Origin of the sequence: Streptomyces sp. NPDC001717 (genome assembly GCF_042892775.1) — a bacterium.
Classification (GTDB): Bacteria; Actinomycetota; Actinomycetes; order Streptomycetales; family Streptomycetaceae; genus Streptomyces.
The window spans coordinates 22,316-49,057 of record NZ_JBIAUK010000045.1 but is presented as its reverse complement, the minus strand read 5'-3'; the positions used below and the strand labels follow the sequence as shown (position 1 = coordinate 49,057).

The 26,742-nt window shown below is 71.1% G+C and carries 28 protein-coding genes; 12 read left to right on the top strand and 16 right to left on the bottom strand.

Features of this window, described 5'->3' with window-relative positions:
* Window positions 1-651 precede the first annotated feature (651 nt).
* The gene (locus ACFYZL_RS38050) at window positions 652-870 is read left to right on the top strand and encodes a hypothetical protein (protein WP_384745425.1); all 219 of its coding nucleotides are present in this window, start codon (window positions 652-654) and stop codon (window positions 868-870) included.
* Window positions 871-946: 76 nt separating this feature from the next.
* Here the strand turns inward: ACFYZL_RS38050 and ACFYZL_RS38045 are convergent, their stop codons facing one another.
* Window positions 947-1,768 (bottom strand): pentapeptide repeat-containing protein, encoded by an 822-nt coding sequence (locus ACFYZL_RS38045; protein ID WP_388685477.1) that lies wholly within the window; start codon window positions 1,766-1,768, stop codon window positions 947-949.
* Between the two features lie 4 nt (window positions 1,769-1,772).
* Window positions 1,773-2,273, bottom strand: a complete 501-nt coding sequence (locus ACFYZL_RS38040) for a GNAT family N-acetyltransferase (protein WP_388685474.1) — start codon at window positions 2,271-2,273, stop codon at window positions 1,773-1,775.
* 66 nt (window positions 2,274-2,339) lie between these two features.
* Here ACFYZL_RS38040 and ACFYZL_RS38035 point away from each other — a divergent pair, with 66 nt between their 5' ends.
* From ACFYZL_RS38035 to ACFYZL_RS38020, 4 genes are all read left to right on the top strand, one after another.
* Window positions 2,340-2,948 (top strand): LysE family translocator, encoded by a 609-nt coding sequence (locus ACFYZL_RS38035; protein ID WP_384745429.1) that lies wholly within the window; start codon window positions 2,340-2,342, stop codon window positions 2,946-2,948.
* Between the two features lie 97 nt (window positions 2,949-3,045).
* Entirely contained in the window at window positions 3,046-3,840 is a 795-nt protein-coding gene (locus tag ACFYZL_RS38030; RefSeq protein ID WP_384745430.1) for a thioesterase family protein, read from the top strand.
* Window positions 3,841-3,990: 150 nt separating this feature from the next.
* A complete protein-coding gene (locus ACFYZL_RS38025; protein WP_384745496.1) occupies window positions 3,991-5,010 on the top strand; it encodes an NlpC/P60 family protein in 1,020 nt (339 codons plus the stop codon).
* Window positions 5,011-5,201: 191 nt separating this feature from the next.
* Window positions 5,202-5,942, top strand: coding sequence for a phosphatase PAP2 family protein (locus tag ACFYZL_RS38020; protein ID WP_384745432.1), 741 nt, complete (start codon window positions 5,202-5,204; stop codon window positions 5,940-5,942).
* Window positions 5,943-6,085: 143 nt separating this feature from the next.
* On the opposite strand, the gene ACFYZL_RS38015 is transcribed toward ACFYZL_RS38020, so the two are convergent.
* Both ACFYZL_RS38015 and ACFYZL_RS38010 read right to left on the bottom strand, forming a co-directional pair.
* Window positions 6,086-6,316: a hypothetical protein gene (locus ACFYZL_RS38015; RefSeq protein ID WP_388685471.1), complete on the bottom strand. Its 231-nt coding sequence runs from the start codon at window positions 6,314-6,316 to the stop codon at window positions 6,086-6,088.
* Between the two features lie 78 nt (window positions 6,317-6,394).
* Window positions 6,395-6,604 (bottom strand): hypothetical protein, encoded by a 210-nt coding sequence (locus ACFYZL_RS38010; protein ID WP_384745435.1) that lies wholly within the window; start codon window positions 6,602-6,604, stop codon window positions 6,395-6,397.
* Between the two features lie 132 nt (window positions 6,605-6,736).
* On the opposite strand from ACFYZL_RS38010, the gene ACFYZL_RS38005 reads away from it, so the two are divergent.
* Window positions 6,737-7,570: a hypothetical protein gene (locus tag ACFYZL_RS38005; protein ID WP_388685468.1), complete on the top strand. Its 834-nt coding sequence runs from the start codon at window positions 6,737-6,739 to the stop codon at window positions 7,568-7,570.
* 162 nt (window positions 7,571-7,732) lie between these two features.
* Complete coding sequence (locus ACFYZL_RS38000; protein ID WP_384590815.1) at window positions 7,733-7,927, top strand: hypothetical protein; 195 nt, start codon at window positions 7,733-7,735, stop codon at window positions 7,925-7,927.
* Window positions 7,928-8,108: 181 nt separating this feature from the next.
* On the opposite strand, the gene ACFYZL_RS37995 is transcribed toward ACFYZL_RS38000, so the two are convergent.
* Complete coding sequence (locus ACFYZL_RS37995) at window positions 8,109-8,432, bottom strand: metal-sensitive transcriptional regulator (protein WP_384745438.1); 324 nt, start codon at window positions 8,430-8,432, stop codon at window positions 8,109-8,111.
* Window positions 8,433-8,616: 184 nt separating this feature from the next.
* Between ACFYZL_RS37995 and ACFYZL_RS37990 the strand changes: the two genes are divergently transcribed.
* Window positions 8,617-9,237 carry a DUF47 domain-containing protein gene (locus tag ACFYZL_RS37990; protein ID WP_384590821.1) on the top strand — a complete coding sequence of 207 codons (621 nt, stop codon included), beginning with the start codon at window positions 8,617-8,619 and terminating at the stop codon, window positions 9,235-9,237.
* Between the two features lie 5 nt (window positions 9,238-9,242).
* On the top strand, window positions 9,243-10,241 hold the full coding sequence (locus ACFYZL_RS37985) for an anion permease (RefSeq protein ID WP_384745441.1): 999 nt from the start codon (window positions 9,243-9,245) through the stop codon (window positions 10,239-10,241).
* Window positions 10,242-10,366: 125 nt separating this feature from the next.
* Here the strand turns inward: ACFYZL_RS37985 and pstB are convergent, their stop codons facing one another.
* The 7 genes from pstB to mshD all read right to left on the bottom strand — a co-directional run bounded on the left by pstB (window position 10,367) and on the right by mshD (window position 19,211).
* Window positions 10,367-11,143, bottom strand: coding sequence for a phosphate ABC transporter ATP-binding protein PstB (gene pstB / locus ACFYZL_RS37980; RefSeq protein ID WP_384590827.1), 777 nt, complete (start codon window positions 11,141-11,143; stop codon window positions 10,367-10,369).
* A 30-nt stretch (window positions 11,144-11,173) separates the two neighbouring features.
* On the bottom strand, window positions 11,174-12,256 hold the full coding sequence (pstA, locus tag ACFYZL_RS37975; protein ID WP_384745442.1) for a phosphate ABC transporter permease PstA: 1,083 nt from the start codon (window positions 12,254-12,256) through the stop codon (window positions 11,174-11,176).
* Window positions 12,256-13,242 carry a phosphate ABC transporter permease subunit PstC gene (gene pstC / locus ACFYZL_RS37970; protein WP_384590833.1) on the bottom strand — a complete coding sequence of 329 codons (987 nt, stop codon included), beginning with the start codon at window positions 13,240-13,242 and terminating at the stop codon, window positions 12,256-12,258. Before pstC ends, pstA begins: the two co-directional genes overlap by 1 nt.
* Before the next feature lie 129 nt (window positions 13,243-13,371).
* Window positions 13,372-14,508 carry a phosphate ABC transporter substrate-binding protein PstS gene (pstS, locus tag ACFYZL_RS37965; protein WP_384745444.1) on the bottom strand — a complete coding sequence of 379 codons (1,137 nt, stop codon included), beginning with the start codon at window positions 14,506-14,508 and terminating at the stop codon, window positions 13,372-13,374.
* 243 nt (window positions 14,509-14,751) lie between these two features.
* The gene (locus ACFYZL_RS37960) at window positions 14,752-15,711 is read right to left on the bottom strand and encodes a CHAD domain-containing protein (RefSeq protein ID WP_384745446.1); all 960 of its coding nucleotides are present in this window, start codon (window positions 15,709-15,711) and stop codon (window positions 14,752-14,754) included.
* Complete coding sequence (locus ACFYZL_RS37955; protein WP_384745447.1) at window positions 15,692-17,956, bottom strand: RNA degradosome polyphosphate kinase; 2,265 nt, start codon at window positions 17,954-17,956, stop codon at window positions 15,692-15,694. Before ACFYZL_RS37955 ends, ACFYZL_RS37960 begins: the two co-directional genes overlap by 20 nt.
* Before the next feature lie 328 nt (window positions 17,957-18,284).
* Window positions 18,285-19,211, bottom strand: coding sequence for a mycothiol synthase (gene mshD, locus ACFYZL_RS37950; protein ID WP_384745448.1), 927 nt, complete (start codon window positions 19,209-19,211; stop codon window positions 18,285-18,287).
* A gap of 192 nt (window positions 19,212-19,403) precedes the next feature.
* Between mshD and ACFYZL_RS37945 the strand changes: the two genes are divergently transcribed.
* Window positions 19,404-21,221, top strand: coding sequence for a bifunctional metallophosphatase/5'-nucleotidase (locus ACFYZL_RS37945; protein ID WP_384745450.1), 1,818 nt, complete (start codon window positions 19,404-19,406; stop codon window positions 21,219-21,221).
* Window positions 21,222-21,321: 100 nt separating this feature from the next.
* On the opposite strand, the gene ACFYZL_RS37940 is transcribed toward ACFYZL_RS37945, so the two are convergent.
* Window positions 21,322-21,972: a dihydrofolate reductase family protein gene (locus tag ACFYZL_RS37940; RefSeq protein WP_384745452.1), complete on the bottom strand. Its 651-nt coding sequence runs from the start codon at window positions 21,970-21,972 to the stop codon at window positions 21,322-21,324.
* A gap of 107 nt (window positions 21,973-22,079) precedes the next feature.
* Entirely contained in the window at window positions 22,080-22,865 is a 786-nt protein-coding gene (locus ACFYZL_RS37935; RefSeq protein WP_384745454.1) for an alpha/beta fold hydrolase, read from the bottom strand.
* 127 nt (window positions 22,866-22,992) lie between these two features.
* On the opposite strand from ACFYZL_RS37935, the gene ACFYZL_RS37930 reads away from it, so the two are divergent.
* Window positions 22,993-23,562 (top strand): TetR/AcrR family transcriptional regulator, encoded by a 570-nt coding sequence (locus ACFYZL_RS37930; protein ID WP_384745455.1) that lies wholly within the window; start codon window positions 22,993-22,995, stop codon window positions 23,560-23,562.
* 99 nt (window positions 23,563-23,661) lie between these two features.
* Window positions 23,662-24,534, top strand: coding sequence for a phosphatidylinositol-specific phospholipase C (locus ACFYZL_RS37925; RefSeq protein WP_384745457.1), 873 nt, complete (start codon window positions 23,662-23,664; stop codon window positions 24,532-24,534).
* Here the strand turns inward: ACFYZL_RS37925 and ACFYZL_RS37920 are convergent.
* Both ACFYZL_RS37920 and ACFYZL_RS37915 read right to left on the bottom strand, forming a co-directional pair.
* A complete protein-coding gene (locus ACFYZL_RS37920) occupies window positions 24,514-25,971 on the bottom strand; it encodes a sensor histidine kinase (protein ID WP_388685458.1) in 1,458 nt (485 codons plus the stop codon). The two genes, ACFYZL_RS37925 and ACFYZL_RS37920, sit on opposite strands and share 21 nt — an antisense overlap.
* A complete protein-coding gene (locus ACFYZL_RS37915) occupies window positions 25,968-26,699 on the bottom strand; it encodes a response regulator transcription factor (protein WP_384745459.1) in 732 nt (243 codons plus the stop codon). The genes ACFYZL_RS37920 and ACFYZL_RS37915 overlap by 4 nt, the downstream gene beginning before the upstream one ends.
* Between the last annotated feature and the right edge of the window lie 43 nt (window positions 26,700-26,742).

Genomic DNA, 26,742 nt, shown 5'->3' with positions numbered 1-26,742 from the left:
GGTCACTGTGTGTATCACGGGGGGTGACGTCGGGCAATGATCGCCGTCTCGGCGTGCGGGGGGTGGGGTGAGGGGCCGCCGTTCGGCCGAGTGCGGGGGCGTGTCGTTGGTCCGTCTCGCTGACATTTGTCCGACATTCCGTCAGTCATTCCATCCGTACGCGCTAGTGCGGGTGATGCTCCGGTCGTTCGGAAGGGCGACACGAGGAGTGGACGGATGGGTTCGGCGATGAGGGCAGGTCGGCGTCGCGCGTGGCTGGCCTGTGGTCTGGCGGTGCCGTTGGCGCTCGGGCTCACGGGTGTTCCGGCGTCGGCTTCGGGTTCTGCCGCTGCCGCGGCGGCGGAGGCCTCGGACGGCTGGGAGTGTGACGACGGCTCGAGAGCGAGCGGGAAGGAGGAGGTGAGGGTCACGCCGGAGGTCGCCGGTGACGGCTGTGTGGGGTCGCGGGGGGCGCGGGGTCCGAAGGGGCCGCCGGGACCGAAGGGGCCGCCGGGACCGAAGGGGCCCAAGGGCGACCGGGGTCCGGCCGGGCCTCCCGGGCGGCCCGGTGCACCGGGGCCGTGCTCGGACATCGACACCGTCCGGGGTACGGCGAACCTGGAGTTCACCGCGGCCCTGGACCGGGGGCGGACCTTCATCGGGCGGCGGACGGTGAACCCCGTCCCGGGGGCCTACTCCTGGAAGAACCTCACCACGGCGGCGAACCCGGGCCACCCGCGCAACGCCTGCAGCGTGTCCATCGCGAGCGAGGGCAACACGGTGCGGATCAAGGTGCTCACGACCACGGGTGACATCTACGAGAACTTCTGCACGCACACGGCGGGTGTCGTGACGTGTCCTTCGGGGTGGACTGCCATCGTCCGGCCCTGAGTCCCTGAGGCCCTGAGTCCTGAGGGTTGAGTGCTGAGCCCCGAGGCCTTGGCGTACGGGGCTCAGCCGGTCGTCCTCAGGCCCAGTGGGCGGGGCGGGCGAGGGTGGCGGGGATGCGGGTCCCGGCGTTGCCGCGAGCGGCGTTCAGCTGGGCCTGGGTGAGGAAGACGGCCCCGCGCAGGTCCGCGTCGCGCAGGTCGGCGTCCCGGAGGTCGGCGCCGATCACGTCCGCGGTGCGGAGGTCGGCACGGCTGAGGTCGGCGGCGATGAGGTAGGCACCGCGCAGGTTCGCGCCGCGCAGGTCGGCGCCGGAGAGGCGGGCTCCCATCAGGTCGGCGCCGCGGTGGTTCTTCCTGCGGCCCGGCACCTTGGCCCGTACGAGCTCGCTGGTCTTGAGCAGCAGCGTGTTCGCGTCCTGGCGGAGGGCGGACACGTCCAGGGCCGCGAGGGCGGCCGCGTCGGCGCGCGTCCACTCCTCCGTGGTGGCGAGGACGCGGCGCAGGTCCGGGTGGACCGGGGCGGCGGCGGGGAGGGTGAGGGCCTCGGCGAGGTAGAAGAGCAGCTCGTGCAGCTGCCGCATCACCGGGAAGACCTCGAACATCGGGCGGGCCGTGTCGGGGCCGGTGCGCCAGTCGCGGCCGCCGAAGGTGACCTGGGAGACCTGCTGGCCCGCGCCGAAGCAGTCGAAGACCGTGCAGCCCTGGAACCCCTCGTCGCGGAGCCGGGTGTGGATGCCGCAGCGGAAGTCCTGCCGGAGGTTCTTGCAGGGGGTTCCGGCGGCCTTGTTCACGGCGAAGTCGTTCGACTTGGCGAAGGGCAGGGCGACGCAGCAGAGCGCGAAGCACTGGGAGCAGTCGGCCTGCAGGACGGGGAGGGGAGGGAGGGGAGCGTGGGCCACCCGTTCATTGTGACCGGTCGGGGGCGGGCAGCCGCATCTGGACGGCCGACCAGGGGGTGCCGTCGACCTGCTCGACGTCCTTGATCACCTGCTGCGTGCGGAATCCGAGCTTCTCGTAGATCCGCAGCGCGGCCGTGTTGTGGGCCCAGACGCCCAGGGTGATCTCCGGGAGGCGCAGCTCGTCGAAGCAGAGCTCCACGGCCCGGGAGACCAGGGCCGAGCCGAGGCCGTGGGCGCGGGCCCCGGGGGCGATCAGCACCCGGCCGAGGCGGGTGCCGGAGAGGGAGACGTGCCCGACGGGCTCGCCGGTCGGGGACAGGGCGGTCCAGATGCGGCGGTCGGGCTCGGCGGCGTAGGCGGTGAGCTGGGCCTCGTCGAGGGGCCAGGAGAAGCTGGGGCCGGCCCAGGTCATCAGCTCGGCGCGGGTGGTGACCCACGTGCGGAGCAGGGGGCCGTCGGTGGCGGGCCGGTACGGGATCAGGGAGAGCGGCGGCTGTGTGGGCATGCTGTCAAGTATGCGTACGGCAAAAGGGGGTTGAGCGGGAGTGGGCCGGGGGTCGAGCATCGGCGCATGACAGAAGTGATCGCAGTCGCAGTCATCACCCTCCTCGCCGTGATCAGTCCCGGCGCCGATTTCGCCATGGTGGTCCGCAACAGCTACCTCTACGGGCGGCCCACCGGGTTGTTCGCCGCCGCCGGTGTCGCCGCCGGTGTGCTGGTCCACGTCACGTACACGATGCTCGGGGTGGGGCTGCTGATCGCCTCCTCGACCGCGCTGTTCACGGCGATCAAGCTGGCGGGCGCGGCGTATCTGGTGTGGATCGGGATACGGACCTTCCGCGCGCGGGACGGGGTGACCGTGGACCTGGAGACGAAGGCGGAGCTGACGCGCGCCGGGGCGCTCAGGTCGGGGTTCTTGACCAATGTGCTGAACCCGAAGACGACGCTGTTCGTGGTGTCGACGTTCACGCAGGTGGTGGGGCCGCAGACGCCGGTGTGGCAGCAGGCGGGGTACGGGCTGTTCATGTCGGCGGCGCACCTGGTGTGGTTCGGGGCGGTGGCGTTGTTCTTCTCCGACTCCCGGCTGCGCGAGCGGATGTTGAAGGCGCAGAAGACGCTGAACCGGGCCATCGGGTCGGTGCTGGTGGGGCTGGGAGTGGGGCTGGGGTTCGCCCGCTGAGCCCACTGCGCTCGTGGGGCCCACTGGGCCCGATGGGTCCGTCGAGCCCGCCGGGCGGGGCTGGTGCCGGTGGTTACCAGTCGGTAGCGTGAGGCGCATGGGCGCTGTCGAGGGGTTCTACGAACGGGTCGACACCGGGCGGTTCGCCGCCGGCGAGTACACGAGGGGCCCCTGGGACCCCGGGTCGCAGCACGCGGGGCCGCCGGCCGCCCTGCTCGGGCGGGCGGTCGAGGAGCGGCCTGGCGCGCGGGCGGACATGCGGATCGCGCGGATCACGTACGAGATCCTGCGCCCGGTGCCGATCGGCGCCCTGGAGGTCACCACGAGCGTGCTCCGGGCCGGACGCGGTACCGAGGTGGTCGAGGCCGCCCTCACCCCGGAGGGCGCCTCGGCTCCGGTGATGCTCGCGCGGGCCCTGCGGATCAGGGTCGCCGAGGAGGTCGTTCCGGCGGTGGTGCCGGGGCCGGTCGTGCCCTCGCCGGGGGAAGTGGCGCAGACCCCGTTCTTCCCGGTGCCGTGGGACGTGGGCTACCACACGGCGATGGAGAGCCGGTTCACCGAGGGCGCGTTCGTCGAGCCGGGTCCGGGCACCTGCTGGATGCGGATGAGGGTGCCGCTGCTGGCGGGCGAGGAGCCCAGGGCGTTGGACCGGGTGCTGGTCGCCGCCGATTCGGGGAACGGCATCGGCTCGGTGATGGACTTCCGGCGGTTCGTCTTCGTCAACGGTGATCTGACGGTCCACCTGCACCGGCATCCGGTGGGCGAGTGGGTCTGCGTGGAGGCCGCCACCAGCGTGGACGGGGCCGGGATCGGGCTGGCCGACGCGCGGCTGCACGACGAGAAGGGGCCGGTCGGGCGGAGCGCGCAGAGCCTCTTCGTCGCCCCCAGGTAGCCGTGCGCCCCGTCCGTGCCCCGAGAGGGACTGGACGGCCGTCCGCCGTCCGTCAAAGATGGCAAGTGGGGTAGTAGGACAGGCGACACGGTCGAATCGCGTCCGAAAGGGGCTGCGATGGGGGAGGGTTGACGGGTGCGCAGATTCTGGATGGCCGGCGGGATCGGGATCGGGCTGTGCCTGGGCTTCCTCGTGCTGATCGTCGTGGGCACCTACTCCGCGGCGGCGGGACTGGGGCGCGCGGGCGGGGCCGGCGGCACGGTGGGCCTGGCCAAGGGGGCCGTGCCGGCGAAGTACCAGGCGCTGGTGGAGAAGTGGGGCAACCTCTGCCCGGCGGTCAACCCGGCGCTGCTCGCGGCGCAGCTGTACTCGGAGAGCGGCTGGAACCCCAGCGCGGTCAGCCCGGCGGACGCGCGGGGCATCGCGCAGTTCATCCCCGGCACCTGGGCGGGCCACGGCATCGACGGCGACGGCGACGGGGACCGGGACATCTGGGACCCGAACGACGCGATCCCGTCGGCGGCCTCGTACGACTGCGAGCTGGCCAAGGACGTGGCGAGCGTGCCCGGTGACCCGGCGTCGAACATGCTCGCCGCCTACAACGCCGGGGCGTACGCGGTCATCAAGTACGGCGGGGTGCCCCCGTACAAGGAGACCCAGGGGTACGTGAAGGCGATCACCAGCCTGGCGAAGAGCTTCGCCCGGCCCGTCGGCCGGGTGGCGCCCTCGCAACAGGCCGCCGGGGCGATCTACTTCGCGCAGAAGCAGCTCGGAACCCCGTACCTGTGGGGCGGCAACGGAACGCCCGACCAGAACGGCCGGTTCGACTGCTCGGGGCTGACGAAGGCCGCGTACGAGACGGTGGGGATCCAGCTGCCGCGCGTCGCGAACGACCAGTACAACGCCGGTGCGCACCCTTCGCGGGACCAACTGCTCCCCGGCGACCTCGTGTTCTTCTCCGATGACCTGACGAACTCTCGGGACATTCGGCACGTCGGGATCTACGTGGGTGGCGGCTATATGATCAACGCCCCCTATACGGGCGCTGTCATCCGCTTCGACAAGATCGACACTCCCGACTACTTCGGTGCCACCCGCGTCACGAAGGACGGCGCGGAGGCGCTTCCGGAGCGGGTCGGCGCGAACGCGGCCCCTGGCAACTCTCCGTAAACCAAAGGCCCTGAGCTGCGACGATGAGTCACTCTTCGATAACGTTGGAGTGATCATTCGGTGGAGAGTGGAACGTACTTGCCAGAACGGGCGTTCCATGGTCACGGGGCTTGATCAAAACGGGGGCGAAGGGGCGCACACCGGCGTGCGTCCGCAGGGGAACCACGGCAAGAGCAAGGGGCCGCATCACCATGGCTGGACTCACGAGCAGTGGGCCGAACGTGGATGTCAGCCTGCTGTACCGGATCAACGGCGCGGCCCGGCACGCCCCGAGCTGGCTCGACCGGATCGTCGCCGTCGTCGGTGAGTACGGGATCCTGCTGGCCCTGGTGCTCCTGGTCCTGTGGTGCTGGCGCGGTGCCCGCCGCCAGGACGAGGCCACGGCCGTCGAGTCCTTCACCGCGCTGGTGTGGGCGCCGCTGGCCGCGGGGCTGGCCCTGTGCGTGAACGTTCCGCTGCGCGAATTCGTCGGGCGGCCGCGGCCGTTCGCCCAGCACGAGGGGCTCCAGGTGCTCGACCCCGGTCTCGGGGCGCGCCTCGGCGCCGAGTTCGGCGACGCCCGGTTCTCCTTCGTCAGCGACCACGCCGCCCTCGCGATGGCCTTGGGCATCGGCCTGTTCGTGGCCAACCGGCGGCTCGGACTGCTCGGGATCGCGCTGGCCCTCGCCGAGGGCGTGTGCCGCGTGTACATGGGCGTCCACTATCCGACCGACGTCATCGGCGGGTTCGCGCTCGGCGCCGCCGTCGTCCTCGTCCTCGCCCCGCTCGCGATGGCCCTGCTGAACCCGGTCGTGCGGGCCGTGGCCCGCTCCCCGCGTCTGGGACGGCTCGTACGGGCCAAGGAGCGGATGCTGCCGAAGCCGGTCGGGCTGGCGCAGCCGCAGAACCCGGCGGCGGGGCGGCGCACGCAGGAGAAGGACCTCGCGGCCTGAGCGGAGGCCGCGGTGCCGGATGTACCGGGTGTGCCGGGCGTACTAGGCGTACAGCCTCCATATGCCGAGCAGTGCGGCCGCCAGCAGGCACAGTCCCGCCGCGCCGAAGCACATCCGTACCGCCGTCGGGCGGGGGCGTGGGGTCACGGGTCGCCGCCGTCGGCATCGGCGTCGGCATCGCCGTCGCGGCGGTAGCGGGAGCGCAACCACAGTCCGGTCGCCAGGGCCGCCAGGACGGTGAGTCCCACGGCCAGGGCCACGTCGCCCGGCCCCTCCGCCGAGCCGACGGGTCCGGCCCGGGCCGTGGCCGCCGGGGCGGACACGATGAGCAGGGCCCAGAGGAGGGCGGCGAGGCGGGCTGCGGGTCCTGGCATGAGTCCAGGGCATCGGCTGCGGTGCGACCCGGCCAGCCGAGTCGTCCGAACGGGCGACGTCCCCCCCGTGCCGTGGCCCTAGGACGCCGTGTGCCGGGAGGCGTCCTTGCGGGCCAGGTCGCGGGAGCGGCGGGCCGGGCCGGTCCAGCCGCAGCTGCACACCGCCAGGCAGAACGAGCCCCGCTCGGCGGTGGAGGTGATGTGCGGGGCCGGCGGCCGCGACTGCGCGGGCTGGAGCGGCAGGGAGACAAGCGGAGGGACCAACGGCGCGTCTGTATGCGGTTCCACGCTCCAACGGTACCCGGGCGGGGCGAGGTTCCGGGAGGGCCGGGGGCCGTGACGGGAAACCCCGGACCTCGTTAACCGGAGCGGGTGGGGGCCTCGGGCAGACAGCGGTCACGCGTTGGGGGTTGGCAGGCGATGGTGGTGCACCAGCACAGGCGGCTGCGCGGTCGTGCGGGCGAGGCGGTGCTCGCGGCCGGCGTCACCCTGGCCGTCACGGCGCTGGCCGGATGCGCGGCCGACGGCGGCGGTGACGACAGGCCCCCCGGGGACCCGGCCGCGGTGGTCCGCGGGGCGGCGGACGCGCTGACGAGGACGGGCAGCGCACGGGCCCGTACGGCCATGGAGATGGCCACGGGCGGGACCCGGGTCACGATCCGCGGCGAGGGCGGGGTCGACTTCAAGAACCGGATGGGACAGCTGCTGGTCATGCTCCCGGCGGACGTGAAGGGACAGGCCGAGCACCGGCCCATCACCGAACTGCTCGTGCCCGGGGCGCTGTACATGAAGAACCGGGGCGCGGGCGTCCCCGACGACAAGTGGGTGCGGGTCGACACGACGACCCTCGCCGACGGGAACCTGGTCACGGGCGGGGCGACCGATCCGCTGGTCGCGGCGGAACTGCTGCGGGGCGCGCAGGAAGTGACGTACGTCGGGGAGACGGAGGTCGCGGGCACCAAGGTGCGGCACTACCGGGGGACGACGGACATCGGGCGGGCCGCGCGGATCGCCTCTCCGGAGGTGCGGGGGGCGCTGGAGGCGGCGGCGAAAGGGTTCGGCAAGGACACGGTGCCGTTCGACGCGTACCTGGACGAGGAGGGGCGGCTGCGGAAGGTCCGGCACCGGTTCACGTACGTCAACGATGGCGTGATCGATGTCTCGTCCACGACGTTGCTGTACGGCTTCGGGACGCCGGTGACCGTCGTGCTGCCGGCCGGCGGGGACATCTACGCAGGGAAGATCGCCGAGTAGTGGGAACGGGCGGCCGGTGCCGGCGGGCGGGTCGGGGTGGGTGGGCCGAGCGGGTCGGGCCATGGGGCGGTGCCCGGAAATGGTCCTTCCGTGCCATGGGCGTCGCCGGGCGCTCTCCCTACGCTGATGAACCGGGCGCCGGCGAGTGATGCGGCATGACCGATGACGGCCGGTGGCCGGTGGCAGATTGAGGTGACACGCGTGACTCCCGCAGGCGGTACGACGGTGCAGGACCACGTGGCGCTGGCCGAGATCGAACTGTGCGGCGAGCTGATCATCGCGGCGTCGGCGGCGGCCGAGGAGCGGCTGAGCCAGGACCGGATCGACGAGGTCCTGATGGGGATCTGGTCCGGCTGACGCGCCGCCGTTGCGGCTCCGCCGGAGGCACTGAGGCTGGGCTGCGTTCGCGCGGCGGGGCCGGAAAGACCCGGGGGCTCCGCCCCCGGACCCCCGCGCCTCGATCTCCCCCGGCTACCGCTGGGAGGTGCCACCTGGCGGGGCTCGATGTCCCCCGGCGGAGGTGGGAACCGGGCCTGCGCTACGTGCGCAGCAGGCGGGCGATGGCCTTGGTGGCCTCTTCCACCTTGGCGTCGATCTCGGTGCCCCCCTTGACCGCCGCGTCCGCCACGCAGTGGCGCAGGTGCTCCTCCAGGAGCTGGAGCGCGAAGGACTGGAGGGCCTTCGTGCTCGCGGAGACCTGGGTGAGTATGTCGATGCAGTACACGTCCTCGTCGACGAGCCGCTGGAGGCCGCGGATCTGGCCCTCGATCCGGCGCAGCCGCTTGAGGTGCTCGGCCTTCTGGTGGTGGTAGCCGTGGACGGCTCCCGCGCCCTCCGAACCCTCTGTCTCGATGGTCGTCATGACTTCTCCCGTGTGGTCCGCGCATACCCCTCGTGGGTATAGGATACCGGGCTCCCGTCCAAGGGACAGGGGTCCGTGGTCCTCACTCTGCCTGATGGAGGACACTGGGGAACCGCCGGTTAGCCGTGGCCGGGGGATGCGCCTAGCATCAGCCTGACCGAATCCATCACCCCGAGGACCTCACGTGCGATTTCGTCTGACCCCCAGGGAGACGAGCTTCTACGACATGTTCGCCGCATCCGCGGACAACATCGTCACGGGCTCCAAGCTCCTGATGGAACTGCTCGGAGCGGACTCTTCCGCCCGGGCCGAGATCGCGGAACGGATGCGGGCAGCGGAACACGCGGGGGACGACGCGACCCACGCGATCTTCCACCAGCTGAACTCCTCCTTCATCACGCCGTTCGACCGCGAGGACATCTACAGCCTGGCCTCGTCGCTCGACGACATCATGGACTTCATGGAGGAGGCGGTCGACCTGGTCGTCCTCTACAACGTGGAGGAGCTCCCCAAGGGTGTCGAGCAGCAGATCGAGGTGCTGGCGCGGGCGGCGGAGCTGACCGCGGAGGCGATGCCGCACCTGCGGACGATGGACAACCTCACCGAGTACTGGATCGAGGTCAACCGACTTGAGAACCAGGCCGACCAGATCCACCGCAAGCTGCTCGCCCAGCTCTTCAACGGCAAGTACGACGCCATCGAGGTGCTGAAGCTCAAGCAGATCGTCGACGTGCTCGAAGAGGCGGCCGACGCGTTCGAGCACGTCGCGAACACGGTGGAGACCATCGCGGTCAAGGAGTCCTGAACCTCGTGGACACCTTTGCTCTGGTCGTGACCATCGGTGTCGCGCTCGGTTTCACGTATACGAACGGCTTCCACGACTCCGCGAACGCCATCGCGACGTCGGTCTCCACGCGGGCGCTCACCCCGCGCGCGGCCCTGGCCATGGCCGCGGTGATGAACCTCGCCGGTGCCTTCCTGGGCAGCGGGGTGGCCAAGACGGTCAGCGAGGGCCTGATCGAGACGCCCACGGGCGCCACGGGCATGTGGATCCTCTTCGCGGCCCTCGTCGGCGCGATCATCTGGAACCTGATCACCTGGTACTTCGGTCTTCCCTCGTCCTCGTCGCACGCGCTGTTCGGCGGCATGGTGGGTGCGGCGCTGGCGGGCGGTACGGGGGTCATCTGGTCGGGCGTGCTCGACAAGGTCGTCATCCCGATGTTCCTCTCGCCCGTCGTCGGTCTGATCGCCGGTTACCTGGTGATGGTGGTCATCCTGTGGATGTTCCGCCGCTCCAACCCGCACAAGGCCAAGCACGGGTTCCGCATCGCGCAGACCGTGTCCGCGGCCGCGATGGCGCTGGGCCACGGCCTCCAGGACGCGCAGAAGACGATGGGCATCGTGGTGATGGCCCTGGTCATCGCCGACGTGCAGACGGCCGACGACCCCATCCCGGTGTGGGTCAAGATCGTGTGCGCGGTGATGCTGTCGCTGGGTACGTACGCGGGCGGCTGGCGCATCATGCGCACGCTCGGCCGGAAGATCATCGAGCTGGACCCGCCGCAGGGCTTCGCGGCGGAGACCACGGGTGCCTCGATCATGTTCGGTTCGGCGTACCTCTTCCACGCGCCGATCTCCACCACCCACGTGATCACCTCGGCGATCATGGGCGTGGGCGCGACGAAGCGGGTGAACGCGGTCCGCTGGGGCGTCGCCAAGAACATCGTGCTCGGCTGGTTCATCACCATGCCGGCGGCGGCGCTCGTGGCCGCGCTGTGCTTCTGGGTCGTGGATCTCGCGTTCGTCTAGCGGCGCGGCCCCGGTGACGAAAGCGGGCCGGCTCCCCCCACCCAGGGGGAGCCGGCCCTTTTTCTTTCTTTCGCCTTGCGGTGGCACCGCCATGCAGCACCGCAGGACGTCTGTGACCTCGGGGTTTAGCCGAAGCGGCCCGAGATGTAGTCCTCGGTGGCCTGGACGGACGGGTTCGAGAAGATCCGGTCCGTGTCGTCGAGCTCGATGAGCTTGCCCGGCTGGCCGACGGCGGCGAGGTTGAAGAAGGCGGTGCGGTCCGAGACGCGGGCCGCCTGCTGCATGTTGTGCGTCACGATGACGATCGTGAAGCGCTCCTTGAGCTCGCCGATCAGGTCCTCGATCGCGAGGGTGGAGATCGGGTCGAGGGCCGAGCAGGGCTCGTCCATCAGCAGGACCTGCGGCTCGACCGCGATCGCGCGGGCGATGCACAGGCGCTGCTGCTGACCGCCGGAGAGGCCGGAGCCCGGCTTGTTCAGGCGGTCCTTGACCTCGTTCCAGAGGTTGGCGCCCTTGAGGGAGCGTTCCACGATGTCCGTGAGCTCGGACTTCTTGTACTTGCCGTTCAGGCGCAGGCCCGCCGCCACGTTGTCGAAGATCGACATGGTGGGGAAGGGGTTGGGGCGCTGGAAGACCATGCCGACGGTGCGGCGGACCGCGACCGGGTCCACGCCCGTGCCGTACAGGTTCTCGTCGTCCAGGAGGACCTTGCCCTCGACGCGGCCGCCGGGGGTGACCTCGTGCATGCGGTTGAGGGTGCGCAGGAAGGTGGACTTGCCGCAGCCGGACGGGCCGATGAAGGCGGTCACGGAGCGGGGCTCCACGGTCATCGAGATGTCGTCGATGGCCTTGTGGGCGCCGTAGAAGGCGGACAGTCCGCTGACGTCGATTCGCTTAGCCATGAGGGGTCACTTCGCTTTCAAAGAGTCGCGTCAGCGACCGGTCTTCGGGGCCTTCCAGCGGGCGATGCCGCGGGCCACCAGATTGAGGATCATGACGAAGGCGATCAGGACGAGCGCTCCGGCCCATGCCCGGTCGTAGGAGGCTTCACTGCCGACCTTGTACTGCTCCCAGATGTAGAGGGGGAGCGAGGACTGGGCGCCTTCGAAGGGGTTGCCGTTGATCAGCTGGGTACCGAAGACCAGCAGCATGATCGGGGCGGTCTCGCCCGCGATGCGTGCCACTGCCAGCATGACGCCGGTGGCGATGCCGCCGATGGCGGTGGGGAGCACGACCTTGAGGATCACGCGCCACTTCGGCACACCGAGGGCCAGGGCGGCCTCGCGCAGCTCGTTCGGGACGAGCTTGAGCATCTCCTCGGTGGAGCGGACCACGACGGGCATCATCAGGATCGACAGGGCCATGGCGCCGGCGAAGCCGGACGGGCCGAAGCCGAGCATCAGGTTCCAGGTCGTCAGGATGAACAGACCCGCGACGATGGAGGGGATGCCGGTCATGACGTCGACGAAGAAGGTGACGGCCCTGGCGAGCGAGCCCTTGCCGTACTCGACCAGGTAGACGGCGGTCAGCAGGCCGATCGGCGCGGCGATCAGGGTGGCCAGGGCGACCTGCTCGATGGTGCCGAGCAGCGCGTGGTAGACGCCGCCGCCCTCGTCGAAGCTGGTCACGCCGTTCATGGAGTGCGTGAGGAAGTTCGCGCTGAGCAGCTTGAGGCCGCGGCTGACGGTGGTCCACATCAGCGAGAGCAGCGGGATCACGGCGAGGACGAAGCAGACCCACATCACGGAGGTCGCGACGCGGTCCTTGGCCTGGCGGCCGTTCTCGATCACCGCGCTCGCGGTGTACGTGATGACGACGAAGAGCAGGGCCGCGAGCAGACCCCACTGGATCTTGCTGCTGAGGTCGAAGGCGATGCCGATGCCGCAGCCGAGCGCGATCGAGAGGGCCGCGATGCCGGCCGGGGCCCAGCGGGGCAGGCCGCCGCGGGTGAGGCTGGTGCGGGCGCCGGACCGGGTGGCCCCGGTGGGGCGGTGGTCCTGGATTGCGTGGCTCATCAGGCGTTCGCCCCCGAGAAGTCCTTGCGGCGAGCGATGATCAGGCGAGCTGCACCGTTGACCAGCAGGGTGAGCAGGAAGAGGACCAGACCCGAGGCGATCAGCGCGTCACGGCCGAACTCGTTGGCCTCGTCGAACTTGGCGGCGATGTTCTGCGCGAAGGTACCGCCGCCGGGGTTCAGGACGTGGAACGAGATGAGGAAGCTCGGGGAGAGGACGGTCGCGACGGCCATGGTCTCGCCGAGCGCGCGGCCGAGGCCGAGCATCGAGGCGGAGATGACACCGGAGCGGCCGAAGGGCAGCACCGACATGCGGATGACCTCCCAGCGGGTCGCGCCGAGGGCCAGGGCGGCCTCCTCGTTCATGCGCGGGACCTGGAGGAAGACTTCGCGGCTGACGCTGGTCACGATCGGCAGGATCATGATCGCGAGCAGGATGCCGACGGTGAAGAGGGAGCGGGCGACGCCGACCTGGGTCTTGTCGAAGACGTAGGTCCAGCCGAAGAACTCGTCGAGCCAGAGGTTCAGGCCGTTCAGCTGCGGCACCAGGAAGAGGGCGCCCCAGATGCCGTAGATGATCGACGGCACGGCGGCCAGCAGGTCGACCACGTACGCGAGGGGCGCGGCCAGCTTGCGCGGCGCGTAGTGCGAGATGAACAGGGCGATGCCGACGGCGACCGGGACCGCGATGGCCATCGCGATGATCGAGCTGACGACGGTGCCGAAGAGCAGGACGGCGATGCCGAAGACGGGCGGGTTGGCCGACGCGTTCCAGTCGAAGGTGGTGAGGAAGTTCCCCTCGTTCTTCGACAGTGCGATCGAGGCGCGGTAGGTGAGGAAGGCGGCGATCGACGCCATGATCACCAGGAGCAGGATGCCGGAGCCCTTGGAGAGCCCGGCGAAGATCTTGTCACCGGCGCGGCCGGTGGACTTGCTCTTGGAGATGACGGGCGGAGCCGTGTCTATCTGGGTGGGTGTGAAAGCCATGGTCTTTCCGGTCTGTGTGGGGGGCAGGCCCCCTGGCGGCGGTGCACCGGATTTCCCCCGGGTGAAGGGGAGGGTCCCGGAGTCCGGCCCACCCCGGACGGGGGGCGGGCCGGACCTCGGGGTCAGGAATTAGCCGAGGCTGTTGATGACTTCGCGGACCTTGGCGTTGATCTCGGCCGGGATCGGCGCGTAGCCGTTCTCGAGGAGGACCTTCTGGCCCGCGTCCGAGGCGGTGTAGTTCAGGAAGGACTTCACGGTCGGCAGGGTCTCCGCCTTGTTGCCCTTGTCGCAGACGACCTCGTAGGTGACCAGGGTCAGCGGGTAGGCGCCCTCGGCCTTGGTGGTGTAGTCGAGCTTCAGGGCCAGGTCGGAACCGGTGCCGGCGATCTTGGCGGCGGCGATGGCCTTGGAGGCGTTCTCACCGGAGGCCTTGACCGGGGCGGAGGCGCCGGTGTTCAGGTCGACGGTCTTGATGCCCTGGGCGCTCGCGAAGGAGAGCTCGAAGTAGCCGATCGCGCCGTCGACCTGCTTGACCTGGGCGGCGACACCGGCGGAGCCGGAGGCGGCCTGGCCGCCCGGAGCGGCCCACTTCTTCGCCGGCTCGGTGGTCCAGGCGTCGGGGGCGGCGGCCTTCAGGTACTTGGTGAGGTTCTCGGTGGTGCCCGAGTCGTCGGAGCGGTGGAAGGCCTGGATGGCGGTGGAGGGAAGCGTGACGCCGGGGTTCAGCTTCTTGATCGCCTCGTCGTCCCACTTCTTGATCTTGTCGTTGAAGATGTTGGCGATCGTGGCGGCGTCGAGGTTCAGCTTGTCCACGCCGGCGACGTTGAAGCCGAGGGCGATCGGACCGCCGACCATCGGGAGGTCGATGCCCTGACCACCGGTGCAGACCTTCTTGGACTCCTCGACCTGCTCCGGCTTCAGCGCCGAGTCGGAGCCGGCGAAGCCGACGGTGCCCTGGTTGAACGCGACGATGCCCTCACCGGAGGAGGAGGACTTGTAGTTCACCTCGACGCCCGAGCAGGCGGCCATGTAGTTCTTGATCCACAGCTCGACCGCGTTCTTCTGGGCGGAGGAACCGGAGGCCAGCAGCTTGCCCTTGGCGTCGGCGCACTTGATGTCGCCGGCGGCGGGGGCGGAGGCCTTCGGGCTGCCTTCGGCCGTCTTGGTGTTGTCGTCCGAGCCGCACGCCGTGAGGACCAGGGCGCCGGACACGACGAGCGCTCCGAGAGCAGAGGCACGAAGCATGTTCTTGCGCTGAAGCTTCACTTTCGGGTGTTCCTTCCAGAAGCCGCCGGCCGCTTTCTGTATCGGGGCGGCGTGCGAAGAGGACTACGTCGGTTGCGCGGAGAGCCGCTGGTCCGACCTGCGACTCGCTCCTCGCATCACCGAAATTAGGCAGAACAGGTGAAGCAGCCGACCGAGGAGAGTGAACGGACGGTGAACCGTGGCGGACGGCCCGGTGCGTGCCGAGCGGTATGTATACGGACGTAAGTATCCGTTATCCCTCCGTTACCGTGGCGTGATGGCGACGGGTTCCGGGAGCCAGATGGCCTGAAACGCCGCCCGGGCCGCTTCGACCTCGTGGCGCTGGTCCGCGTGCAGCACGCCCAGCGCGTACGCCGTCGCCGGGGCGATGCGCGGGGTGCGGGCCGCCGTCGCCGAGGCCGCCGCGGCCTCGGCCGCGTCGCGGTGCCGGTCCAGGGCCTCGCCCGCCGCGGCCAGCCGGGCCACGTCGCCGCCGAGCGCCTCCCGTGCGTACCGGTGGGCGCGCAGCAGTCGGCGGACCTCGTGCCAGAGCCCGTCGTGGTCGCAGTCGTACGGGTGCGTGTGGTCGGCCGGGGGGAGCGCCGCGACCGCCGCGGCCAGGCGGCTTTCGGCCACCTCCGCCAGCGGGGCGAGGACCTCGGACACCCGGCCGCGGGCCGCGACCAGGTTCAGCGGGACCTCCGAGGCCAGCACCGCCACCGCGTCCGCCACCGCGTGGAAGCGGGCCGAGCCGAGGGCCTGCAGGGTGGCCGAGTGGGCGCGCGTACGGGCCAGGGTGAGCTGCCGCTCCAGCAGCGCGCCCGCCCGGGCCGAGCCCACCGTGAGGGCGCCCCCGCCGGTGCGGGGGGCCGGTACGTCCGCGGACGAGGACCCCGAGAGCCGGTGCAGCGCGTCCATCAGCCGGGTCAGCCGGGCCGCGTACGCGTGCTCGTCGGCCAGCGTCGTGGACAGCCACACCAGCTCGGTGCGCAGCCCGTCCGCCCACGAGGACTCCGTCACCCCCCGGAAAGTGGCCAGCGAACCGCTGATCCGGCGCGCGGCCCCCCGCAGGCCGCGCGCCGCCTCACTGCTCTCGGCGGCGTCCGACATCCCCGCCGCGCCCGCGTCGTGCAGGCGCAGCGCGCGCAGGAACGCGGTCGCTTGGGATGTCAGATAGACGCCGAGAACGTCACCTGCGGTCGGGTCATGGTTTGGCTGAGCCACGCCGGCGCCTCCGGGCGTCTATGAGCATCTCCTGTACGTGCCGCAGCGGCTGGCCCTCGGAGTCCGTGCTGTGCCGGGTCCATTCGCCGTCCGGGCCCAGGTGCCAGGAGGAGGTGAGGTCGGACATGCCGGTCTCCAGCATCCGGTCCAGTGCCGCGCGGTGGGCCGGGTCGGCGACCCTGACCAGTGCCTCGATTCGGCGGTCGAGATTGCGGTGCATCATGTCGGCGCTGCCGATCCACACCTCGGGCTCGCCGCCGTTGCCGAAGGCGAAGACCCGGGAGTGCTCAAGGAAGCGGCCGAGGATCGAGCGGACCCGGATGTTCTCCGAGAGCCCGGGGACCCCTGGGCGCACGGCGCAGATGCCGCGGACCCAGATGTCGACGGGCACGCCCGCCTGCGAGGCGCGGTAGAGCGAGTCGATGAGCGCCTCGTCGACGATCGAGTTCATCTTCATGCGCACGTACGCGGGGCGGCCGAGCCGGTGGTGGGCCGCCTCCTTGTCGATGCGTGCTATCAGCCCGTCGCGCAGCGAGCGCGGGGCGACCATCAGACGGCGGTAGGTCTCGCGCCGCGAGTAGCCCGACAGCCGGTTGAACAGGTCGGAGAGGTCCGCGCCGACCTGCGGGTCGGCGGTGAGCAGGCCGAGGTCCTCGTAGAGCCGGGCGGTCTTGGGGTGGTAGTTGCCGGTGCCCACGTGCGAGTAGCGGCGCAGCGTCTCGCCCTCCTGGCGGACGACGAGCGAGAGCTTGCAGTGGGTCTTGAGGCCGACCAGCCCGTAGACGACGTGGCAGCCGGACTCCTCCAGCTTGCGGGCCCACTTGATGTTGGCCTGCTCGTCGAAGCGGGCCTTGATCTCGACGAGTACGAGGACCTGCTTGCCGGCGTCCGCGGCGTCGATCAGCGCGTCCACGATCGGCGAGTCACCGGAGGTGCGGTAGAGCGTCTGCTTGATCGCGAGGACGTCCGGGTCGGCGGCGGCCTGCTCCAGGAAGGCCTGCACCGAGGTGGAGAACGAGTCGTACGGGTGGTGCAGCAGGACGTCCCGCTCGCGCAGCGCGGCGAAGATGTCGGGCGCGGACGCGGACTCGACCTCGGCGAGGTCCCGGTGGGTGCCGGCGACGAACTTCGGGAACTTCAGCTCCGGGATGTCCAACGAGGCGATCCCGAAGAGGGCGGTCAGGTCCAGCGGCCCGGGCAGCGGGTACACCTCGGAGGCGTTGACCTTCAGCTCCTGCACCAGGAGGTCCAGGACGCCCGGGTCGATGGACTCCTCGACCTCCAGGCGCACGGGCGGGCCGAAGCGGCGCCGCATGAGCTCCTTCTCCAGGGCCTGGAGCAGGTTCTCCGCGTCGTCCTCCTCGACTTCGAGGTCCTCGTTGCGGGTCACCCGGAACATGTGGTGCGCGAGCACCTCCATGCCGGGGAAGAGCTCCTCCAGGTGCGCGGCGATGACGTCCTCCAGCGGGACGTAGCGCTGCGGGGAGGCCTCCAGGAAGCGGGAGAGGATCGGCGGGACCTTGACCCGGGCGAAGTGGCGGTGGCCGCTGACCGGGTTGCGCACGACGACGGCCAGGTTCAGGGAGAGGCCGGAGATGTACGGGAACGGGTGCGCGGGGTCCACGGCCAGCGGGGTGAGCACCGGGAAGATCTGGTTCCGGAACAGCGTGAAGAGCCGGGCCTGCTCCTTCTCCGTGAGGTCCGGCCAGCGGATGAGGTGCACGCCCTCCTCGGCGAGGGCCGGGGCGATGTCCTGCTGGAAGCAGGCGGCGTGCCGGGCCATGAGCTCGCGCGAGCGCGTCCAGATCAGGTCCAGCACCTCGCGGGGTTGCAGACCGGAGGCCGAACGGGTGGCGACACCGGTCGCGATGCGACGCTTGAGGCCGGCGACGCGGACCATGAAGAACTCGTCGAGGTTGCTCGCGAAGATCGCCAGGAAGTTCGCCCGCTCCAGGAGCGGCGTCGTGGGGTCTTCCGCGAGTTCGAGCACGCGCTCGTTGAAGGCGAGCCAGCTGCGCTCCCGGTCGAGGAACCGGCCAGGGGGGAGCTCGTTGCCGTCCTTGTCCTCGTACGCGTCCAGATCGGCGTCGAGGTCCGGATCGAGGCCCACGTGGGGCCGGTGCGCGGCTATGGACCCCAGGCGCGGCGGCGCGCTGAACTGCGCCGCGGCGGTGGTGGGAGTGGCGGTCTGAGACGGGTGCTGGGCGGGGACCTCGGTGGGGCCTGCGCTGGGCTTGTGGCTCATGACTCCATTCTTCCGCGCACGCGGTAGGACAGGCGCGTCGGAAGTGTCGGCCGTCAGTCGGAGTCGGGGCTGCCGGGGCTGCATTCACGGAGCGTCGCAAGCGCGTCTGAATGCGCGGTTAATGGCGTGTGGCTTCCCGGGTCCGTCCGGCTGTCGCACGGACGGGTGCGGGGCGGGCCCCGCGCCCCGGCGGGGTCGGACCGTTGCCGTGCCGGTGCGGCGCCGTCGCGCGAGCGACCCCGGGCTGCGCCCGGGCTTTCGGGGCTCTGACCCGGACCCCGCGCCTCAAACGCCGGCGGGGCTGGTTTTGCCCCGCCGGCGTAGGGGGTCAGCTTTCCGTGCGGTACATCAGGTCGACCTCGTGGGTGGTGAAGCCCATGCCCTCGTAGACGCGCAGGGCCGCCGGGTTGTCGGCGTCCACGTAGAGCATCGCCGTCGGGAGGCCCTGGGCCGCCAGGTGTCGCAGGCCGATCGCGGTGAGGGCCTTGCCGAGGCCGCCGCCCTGGGCGCCCGGGCGGACGCCCAGTACGTAGACCTCGCCGAGCTTGTCCGCCGCGTGGACCTTCGTCCAGTGGAAGCCGACGAGCTCGCCCTCGCGCTCGGCGAGGAAGAAGCCGTCCGCGTCGAACCACGGCTGGGCGATCCGGTCGTTCAGGTCGCGCTGGGTCAGCGAGCCCTGCTCGGGGTGGTGGGCGAAGGCGGCCGCGTTCACCGCGAGCCAGGCGGCGTCGTCGGCGCCGGGTACGAAGGTCCGCACCGTCACCCCGGCCGGCAGGACCGGCTCGGGCAGCGGGTCGCCCTCGGCGAGCGGTCGGCGCAGCTGACGCAGCTCGCGGAAGAGGGTCAGACCGAGCACCTGCGCCAGGTGGCGGGCGGCCGACTTGCCGCCGTGGGCCCACACCCGGATCCGCTTGCCGGAGGCGGCCAGCAGGGCCGAGCCCAGGGCCCGCCCGTGGCCGCGGCCGCGCAGCGCGGGGTGGACGACGAGCTCGGCGGCCGGGGCCTCCACCGGGTCGGTGTCCTCCAGTTGCCCGTATCCGGCGAGCCGCCCGCCATCGGTGAGGAGGAAGTGCCGGATCCCCTCGCGCGGACCGCCGCGCAGCTGGAGCCGACCCTGCTCGGAGACGGCGGTGGTGCCGTCCGACCGGGCCGCTTCCTCGATCAGGGCGAGGACGGATTCGGCCTGTTCCTCCGTCAGTTCGTCGAGGGTCTCGATCTGCCGTCCCGGCTCCAGGGCCGCTGTTGCGTCAGTCATGGGACGAGCCTAGGCCGTCTCGTTCGAGTCGGGGAGGATCAGCCCGCGTTGTCCGGCTCCGTACCGTCGGGGGGCCGTCCTTCTTCTGCATGTAACCAGCTCGATACCGGTTACCCCCTGTTGTGCTACGCGCGTTGACAATAGGCTGCGGCGGACCTCCCAAGCAGTATCGCTGTCCACAAAGGGGATTAGATGTCAGCGACGCCACAACGGCACCGCCGAGCCCGCCGGTTGACCTTCACCGCCCTGGCCGTGACCGCCGGCGCCGGGGCCATGGTCGCCGCCGCCCTTCCGGCCGGAGCCGCGAGTGGTGGCGGTAAGTCCGCCCAGGCCCGCACCGTCGACGTGCAGATGCTGTCGTTCAACGACTTCCACGGCACGCTGGAGCCCCCGCAGGGCTCCTCCGGCAACGTGACCGAGCGTCAGGCCGACGGCACCACCAAAGCCATACCCGCGGGCGGGGTCGAGTACCTCGCGACCAGCCTGCGCGAGGCCCGCAAGGGCCACGAGTACTCCGTCACGGCCGCGGCCGGTGACATGATCGGCGGCAGCCCGATGCTGTCGGGCATCTTCCACGACGAGCCGACCGTCGAGGCGCTCAACAAGCTGAAGCTGGACGTCAGCAGCGTCGGCAACCACGAGTTCGACGAGGGCAAGACCGAGCTGCGCCGCATGGTGTACGGCGGCTGCCACCCGGTCGAGGGCTGCTTCGAGTACGGCAAGGAGTTCACGGGCTCCGAGTTCAAGTACCTCGCCGCGAACGTCACGGACGAGAAGACCAAGCGTCCGCTGCTGTCGCCCACCTTCATCTGGAAGAAGGGGGACGTGAAGATCGGCTTCATCGGCGTCACCCTGGAGGGCACTCCGGACGTCGTCACCGCCGACGGCGTGAAGGGCCTGAAGTTCGGCGACGAGGTCGAGACGATCAACAAGTACGCCGCCGAGCTGGACAAGCAGGGCGTGAAGTCGATCGTCGCGCTGATCCACGAGGGCGGTCTGCCCGCGAGCGGCGCGTACAACTACGACTGCGACTCCCCGGGCGCCGGCGCCGGCATCTCGGGCGCGATCGTGGACATCGCCAAGAACGTGGACCCGAAGGTCGACGCGCTGGTGACCGGCCACACGCACCAGGCCTACAGCTGCAACATCCCCGACCCGGCGGGCAACCCGCGCACGGTGACCTCGGCGGCCTCCTACGGCCGGCTGTTCACGGACACCAACCTCACCTACGACCGGGCGACCAAGGACATCGTCCGCACCCCGGTCAAGGCGCCCAAGCCGGTCAACAAGATCGTCTCCCGGGACCAGCCCAAGGCCCCGGACATGACCGAGCTGGTCGACCGCTGGAAGGCCCTGGCGGCCCCGATCGCCAACCGCCCGCAGGGCTTCATCTCCGCCGACATCCCGGGCCGCGGCTCGGAGGCGCCGGAGAAGCCGCTGGGCGACCTGATCGCCGACGCGCAGCTGGAGGCCCTGGCCCCGGCCGACAAGGGCGGCGCGCAGCTGGCCATCATGAACCCGGGTGGCATCCGCGCCGACCTCGCCTACAAGGCGGCGGGCGCCGAGGGCGACGGCGTGGTGACGTACGGCGAGTCGTACACGGTCCAGCCGTTCAACAACATGATGAACATCGTCGACCTGACCGGCGCGCAGCTGATCACCGCGCTCCAGCAGCAGGTCACCGGCCCGGTCAACGGGGCCAACCCGAAGATCCTGCAGGTGTCGAAGGGCTTCACGTACACCCTCGACATGACGAAGACCGGCGCGGACCGGATCGTCGTCGACTCGGTCAAGCTGAACGGCGCGGCGATCGACCCCGCCAAGACCTACCGCGTCGCGATGAACGAGTTCCTCGCGGGCGGCGGTGACGGCTTCACCGTCCTGAAGGAGCACAAGAACAAGCTGAACGGTCCGTCCGACCTGGACTGCTTCAACGCCTACCTGATGAAGTCGACGGCCGCGACCCCGATCGCGCCGCCGGCGGCCGACCGGATCACGGTCGTCAAGTAGTACGAACGGCAGGACGTCCCGAGGGGCGGTGGGCTTCGGCCCGCCGCCCCTCGGCCGTTCTCACCCGCGCCGGAACGGTCTCACCTGCGCCGGAACAGTCCTACCTGCGCCAGAACAGGTGGTGCGTCACTCCTCCGCCCGGGCTGGGCACCACGTCGAGGTGGTAGCGGTCCAGCAGTTCCTCGGGGGACTCCCACAGCCTGACCCCCGAGCCGAGCCGGACCTCGTCGGCGACCGCGACGTGGAGGGTGTCGACGAGGCCGGCGTCGAGGAACTCCCGGACGGTGGTGGCCCCGCCGCCGAGCCGGACGTCCTTGCCCCCCGCCGCCTCCCGCGCCCGTTCCAGGACGGTGGCCGGGTCGGCGTCGACGAAGTGGAACGTGGTGTCGGAGAGGGTGAACGAGGGGCGCACGTGGTGGGTCATGACGAACACCGGGGTGTGGAAGGGGGGCTCGTCGCCCCACCAGCCCTGCCAGTCGAGGTCCTCCCAGGGGCCGCGCTGCGGACCGAACTTGTTGCGGCCCATGATCTCGGCGCCGATGTTGTTCCGGAAGTCCCGGGTGAAGTAGTCGTCGAGGCCGCGGCTGCCGCCGGGGTCGGTGCGGTTCGGCCAGCTCGCGGTGGCGCCGGCCCACGCGAACATCTTCCCGGGGTCGGCGTGGCCGAACGGCCTCTCCAGGCTCTGGCCCTCACCAGTGCCGAACCCGTCGGCGGAGACCATGAAGTTCTGGACCCTCAGCAGTTGGCTCATGCGTTTCCTCCATCGCTGTCGACGTCGACAACGATGGAGACTGCCCGCAGCGACCGGACTCATCGGTCGGGACGCGCCCGGTCGACGATCCGGTCGGCGCGGACGGCCTACAGCCCGGCCAGGAACTTGCGCACCGCCTCGTAGAAGCCCTCCGGGTCCTGGAACGGCACGAAGTGGTCGCCCTCCAGGGGCGCGTACGAGGTCCTCGGCCGTCGGGTGACCATCGCGGTGGCCACCTCCTGGGGGAGGGCCGCGCTGCGGGTGCCGTGGACGAGCAGCGCGGGGCAGTCGCTGCCGAGCCAGGCGTCCCAGTGGTCGCCGCGGCAGCCCTCGATCGAGTCGAGCTGGTCCTGCGGGTGGAACGGGAGCCGCCAGCCCGAGCCGTCGGGGAGCGGGCGCAGCGCCTGCCCGACGATCTGGGCGCCCATCGGCCCCGCGGCCTCCAGCAGCTCCTCGCGGGTGGGGGCGGTGTAGATCAGCCCGCGGAGGAAGCCGAACCAGTCGGACGACCCGTCGGGGTGGATCTGCACCGTGGCGTCCACGTCGATCAGCGCGCCGACCCGGTCGGGGTGGGCGGAGGCCAGGTGGACGGCGTTGAGCCCGCCCAGGCTGTAGCCGAGGACGGCCACCGGCTCCCGGAGGTCGAGGTGGTCGAGCAGGGCGACGGCGTCGGCCACGTATCCCTCCCGGCGGTAGTCGGGGGCCCGGTCGGAGTCGCCGTGGCCGCGCTGGTCGGGGGCGATGACCCGCCACTCCTCGCCGAGGGCGGCGGCCATCCCGGTGAAGGCGGCGCCTTCGGACATTCCGCCGTGCAGGGCGAGCAGCGGGCGGCCGGCGCCGCCGAAGTCGGTGTAGGCGAGGGTGCGGCCGTCGATCTTCAGCTCGTTGCGCATGGTTCTTGCCTCCCGTTGACCGGTGATCCTTCCGATGCCTGAAGCCTGCCAGGATTTGGGCAAGCGCGCAATACGCTCGTCTTGCGCGCTTGCCCAAGAGGGATGGGGGCGCGGATACGATCCCTGCATGGGAAATCGCGAGGACCTGCTGGCCGGAGCCCGCCGCTGCCTGGAGGAGAAGGGGTACCTGCGCACGACCGTGCGCGACATCGCCACGGCCTCGAACGTGAGCATGGCCGCGATCGGCTACCACTTCGGATCGCGCGACGCCCTGCTCAACCAGGCGCTCTTCGACGCCATGGAGGAGTGGGCCGCAGGGTCCGGGCGGCTCACCGGCCAGGGCGACACGGCCGAGGAGCGCTACGCCGACACCTGGGACCGCAAGATCCGGGACTTCGGCGAGATGCGCTGGCTGTGGACCGCCTCCGTCGAGGCCTTCGTGCACGCGCAGGCCCATCCGGAGCTGCTCGCGATCCTGGCCGAGGGGCAGCGCCGCAACCGGCGCATGGTGGCCGCCGTGCTGGCGGGCGTGCCCGAGGCGGAGGTCGCGGAGGAGGACGTGCGCTCCCTCGGCTCGCTGCACATCGCGCTGCTCAGCGGGGTCATGGTGCAGTGCCTGACCGACCCGGAGCAGGCTCCGAACGGTCACGAGCTCGCCCAGGGGCTGCGCCGCATGGCGGAGTTGCTGGAGGGGTAGCCCCTCCCGCGTGGTGCGCGAGTTCCGTACTCATGGGTAGTGGAATTGACGTGCGCACGCCATAATCGCCCCCACCACTGGGTCGGCGAAGGGGCGGGCATGGGCAGGGGACTGGACCGGCGGGCGTTTTTGGCCGGCGCACTCGCGACCGGCGCCGCCATCGGACTCGGCGCACCACCCGCCGCCGCGGCGGCCCTCGGCACCCAGGACTGGATGGCGGGCCTGGCCGACTCCACCGCCCTCCAGCGGATGACCATCCCCGGCACGCACGACTCCGGCGCCACCAAGGGCGGCCTCTACGTCGCCTGCCAGAACACCTCGATCGCCCAGCAGCTCGACTCCGGCATCCGCTTCCTCGACGTCCGCTGCCGGGTCACGGGCGGCTCCTTCGCCATCCACCACGCGGCCTTCTTCCAGGACCTGATGTTCGGGGACGTCCTCGTCGCCTGCTGGAACTTCCTCGCCGCCCACCCGTCCGAGACCGTCCTGATGCGCCTCAAGCAGGAGTACTCGACGGACAGCGACGCGACGTTCCGGGCGGTCTTCGACGACTACCTCGACAACCGCGGCTGGCGTCCCCTGTTCCGCATCGCCGACACCCTGCCCACCCTCGGACAGGCCCGCGGCAAGGTCGTCCTGCTCGCCGACAACGCCGGCCTGCCGGGCCTGCGCTACGGCGACGGCAACGTCTTCGACATCCAGGACGACTACAACACCGAGCCCTTCGCCAAACGCGGCCGGATCGAGAACCACTTCCGCAAGGCGGTCCAGCAGCCCGGCAAGCTCTTCGTGAACTACGTCAGCACCGCGGCCTACATGCCGCCGCGCTGGAACTCCGACCGCCTCAATCCGCAGGTGCACGCCTTCGTCGACGGCGCGGAGATGGCCGGCCGCACCGGGCTCGGGATCGTCCCGATGGACTTCCCCAACACCCGGTCCGGCCTGGTCGCCTCACTGATCCGGCACAACTGACGGTTCCGACGACGGCGGCGGCGTCGGCGCCCCCGGGATGCGGAGCACCGCCTCCGTGCCCGGGCCCCCGTCCGCCGCCGCCCGCAGTTCCGCGCTGCCACCCGCGCGGGCCGCCGTACGGGCCACGATCGACAGGCCGAGCCCGCTCCCGGGCAGGGCCCGGGCCGACTCGGAACGCCAGAACCGCTCGAAGACGTACGGGAGGTCCTCGGCCGGGATGCCCGGCCCGTGGTCCCGTACGGTCAGCTCGCCCGCCCGCAGCGACACCTCGACCGAGCCGCCCGGCGGGCTGAACTTCACCGCGTTGTCCAGCAGGTTGACCACCGCACGCTCCAGCGCGGGCGCCTCGCCCCGTACGTACCAGGGCTCCAGCGCGGAGGCGAACTCCAGCTCCGGGCCGCGCAGCCGGGCCCGGGACAGCGCCGCCCCCGCGATCTCGTGCAGGGCCACGACCTGGAGCGGGCCGTGGGAGACGGCGTCCGGCCGGGACAGCTCCTGGAGGTCGCCGATCAGCGAGGCCAGCTCCGTCATCTGCGCCTTGACCGAGGCCAGCAGCTCCTTGCGGTCCTCGGGCGGGATCGCCCGACCGGTCTCCTCGCTGCGCGCGAGGAGCTCGATGTTGGTGCGCAGCGAGGTGAGCGGGGTGCGCAGCTCGTGCCCGGCGTCCGCGATCAGCTGGGCCTGGCGCTCCTGGGAGGAGGCGAGGGCCGCCGTCATGGAGTTGAAGGACCGCGACAGGCGGGCGATCTCGTCGTCGCCCTCGTGGGGGATGCGGACGGTGAGGTCCTCGGTACGGGCGATGTGCTCGACGGCGCCGGTCAGTTCGTCGACGGGCCGCAGGCCGGTGCGGGCCACCCACAGGCCGGCGGCGCCCGCGCCGACGACTCCGACACCGGCGACCAGGACCAGCACCCAGGCCAGGGTGGAGAGCGGCTTCTCGATGTCCGCGACGGGTTTGGCGATGGAGATGCCGAAGACCGCGGATCCGGGCTGGGTCCGCGCGGTGCGGGTGTAGACGCGCATCTCGATGCCGTCGGCGGTCGTGACGTCGTGCAGGGCGCTGCCGCGCTCGCCCCGGGCGATCTGCTTGTCCAGGCCGGTGACCGGCAGCGTCGCCGGACCGCTCACCCAGCAGTGCCCGCCGTCGGCCGTCACGATCTGCACGGTGGCGTTGAGGTTCCCGGCGATGTCCTGGCCGTTCTGCGGGGCGGGCGGCCGGACCACGCAGGCGCCGTCGCTGATGGCCCGCAGCACCTGGGCGTTCGCCGACTCGTTCGCGGTCGTCAGGGAGTTGTCGAGCTGGTCGCGCAGCTGGGTGCGGACCATCACCCACGACACCGCGGCGACCGCCGCGACGGCCAGTGCCACCGCGACCGCCACCAGCAGGGCCAGCCGCGAGCGCAGCGGCAGCCCGCGGAATCTGGCGGCCGGACTCACTCGGGCCCGCTCTCGCCGGCGCGCAGTACGTAGCCCACCCCGCGCACGGTGTGGACCAGGCGGGGCTCGCCGCCGGCCTCGGTCTTGCGGCGCAGGTACATCACGTACACGTCCAGGGAATTGGAGCTGGGCTCGAAGTCGAAGCCCCACACGGTCTTGAGGATCTGCTCGCGGGTCAGGACCTGGCGCGGGTGCGCCAGGAACATCTCCAGCAGGGTGAACTCGGTGCGCGTCAGTTCCACCGGCCGCCCGGCCCGGGTGACCTCTCGGGTCGCGAGGTCCATGCGCAGGTCGCCGAAGGTCAGGGCGTCCTCGTGGGTCTCGGCGCCGGGGCGCGGGGTGGCGTAGGAGCTGCGGCGCAGCAGGGCGCGGACGCGGGCGAAGAGCTCGTCGAGCTCGAACGGCTTGACGAGGTAGTCGTCGGCGCCCGCGTCGAGTCCGGTGACGCGGTCGCCGACGGTGTCACGGGCGGTGAGCATCAGGATCGGGGTGACGCTGCCCGAGGAGCGCAGCCGGCGGGCGGCCGTCAGGCCGTCCATGCGGGGCATCTGGATGTCCAGGACGATCAGGCCGGGGTCGTACGAGGCCGCCTTGTCGAGGGCGTCGAGCCCGTCGACCGCGGTCTGTACGGCGTACCCCTCGAAGGCGAGGCTGCGGCGCAGGGCCTCGCGTACGGCCGGTTCGTCGTCGACGACGAGGATCCGAGCTTCGCCTTCGGCGGGATTCATCTGGCTGTCCCCCTGGGTGGTGGTGTCCGGTGGGTGTGCGGGC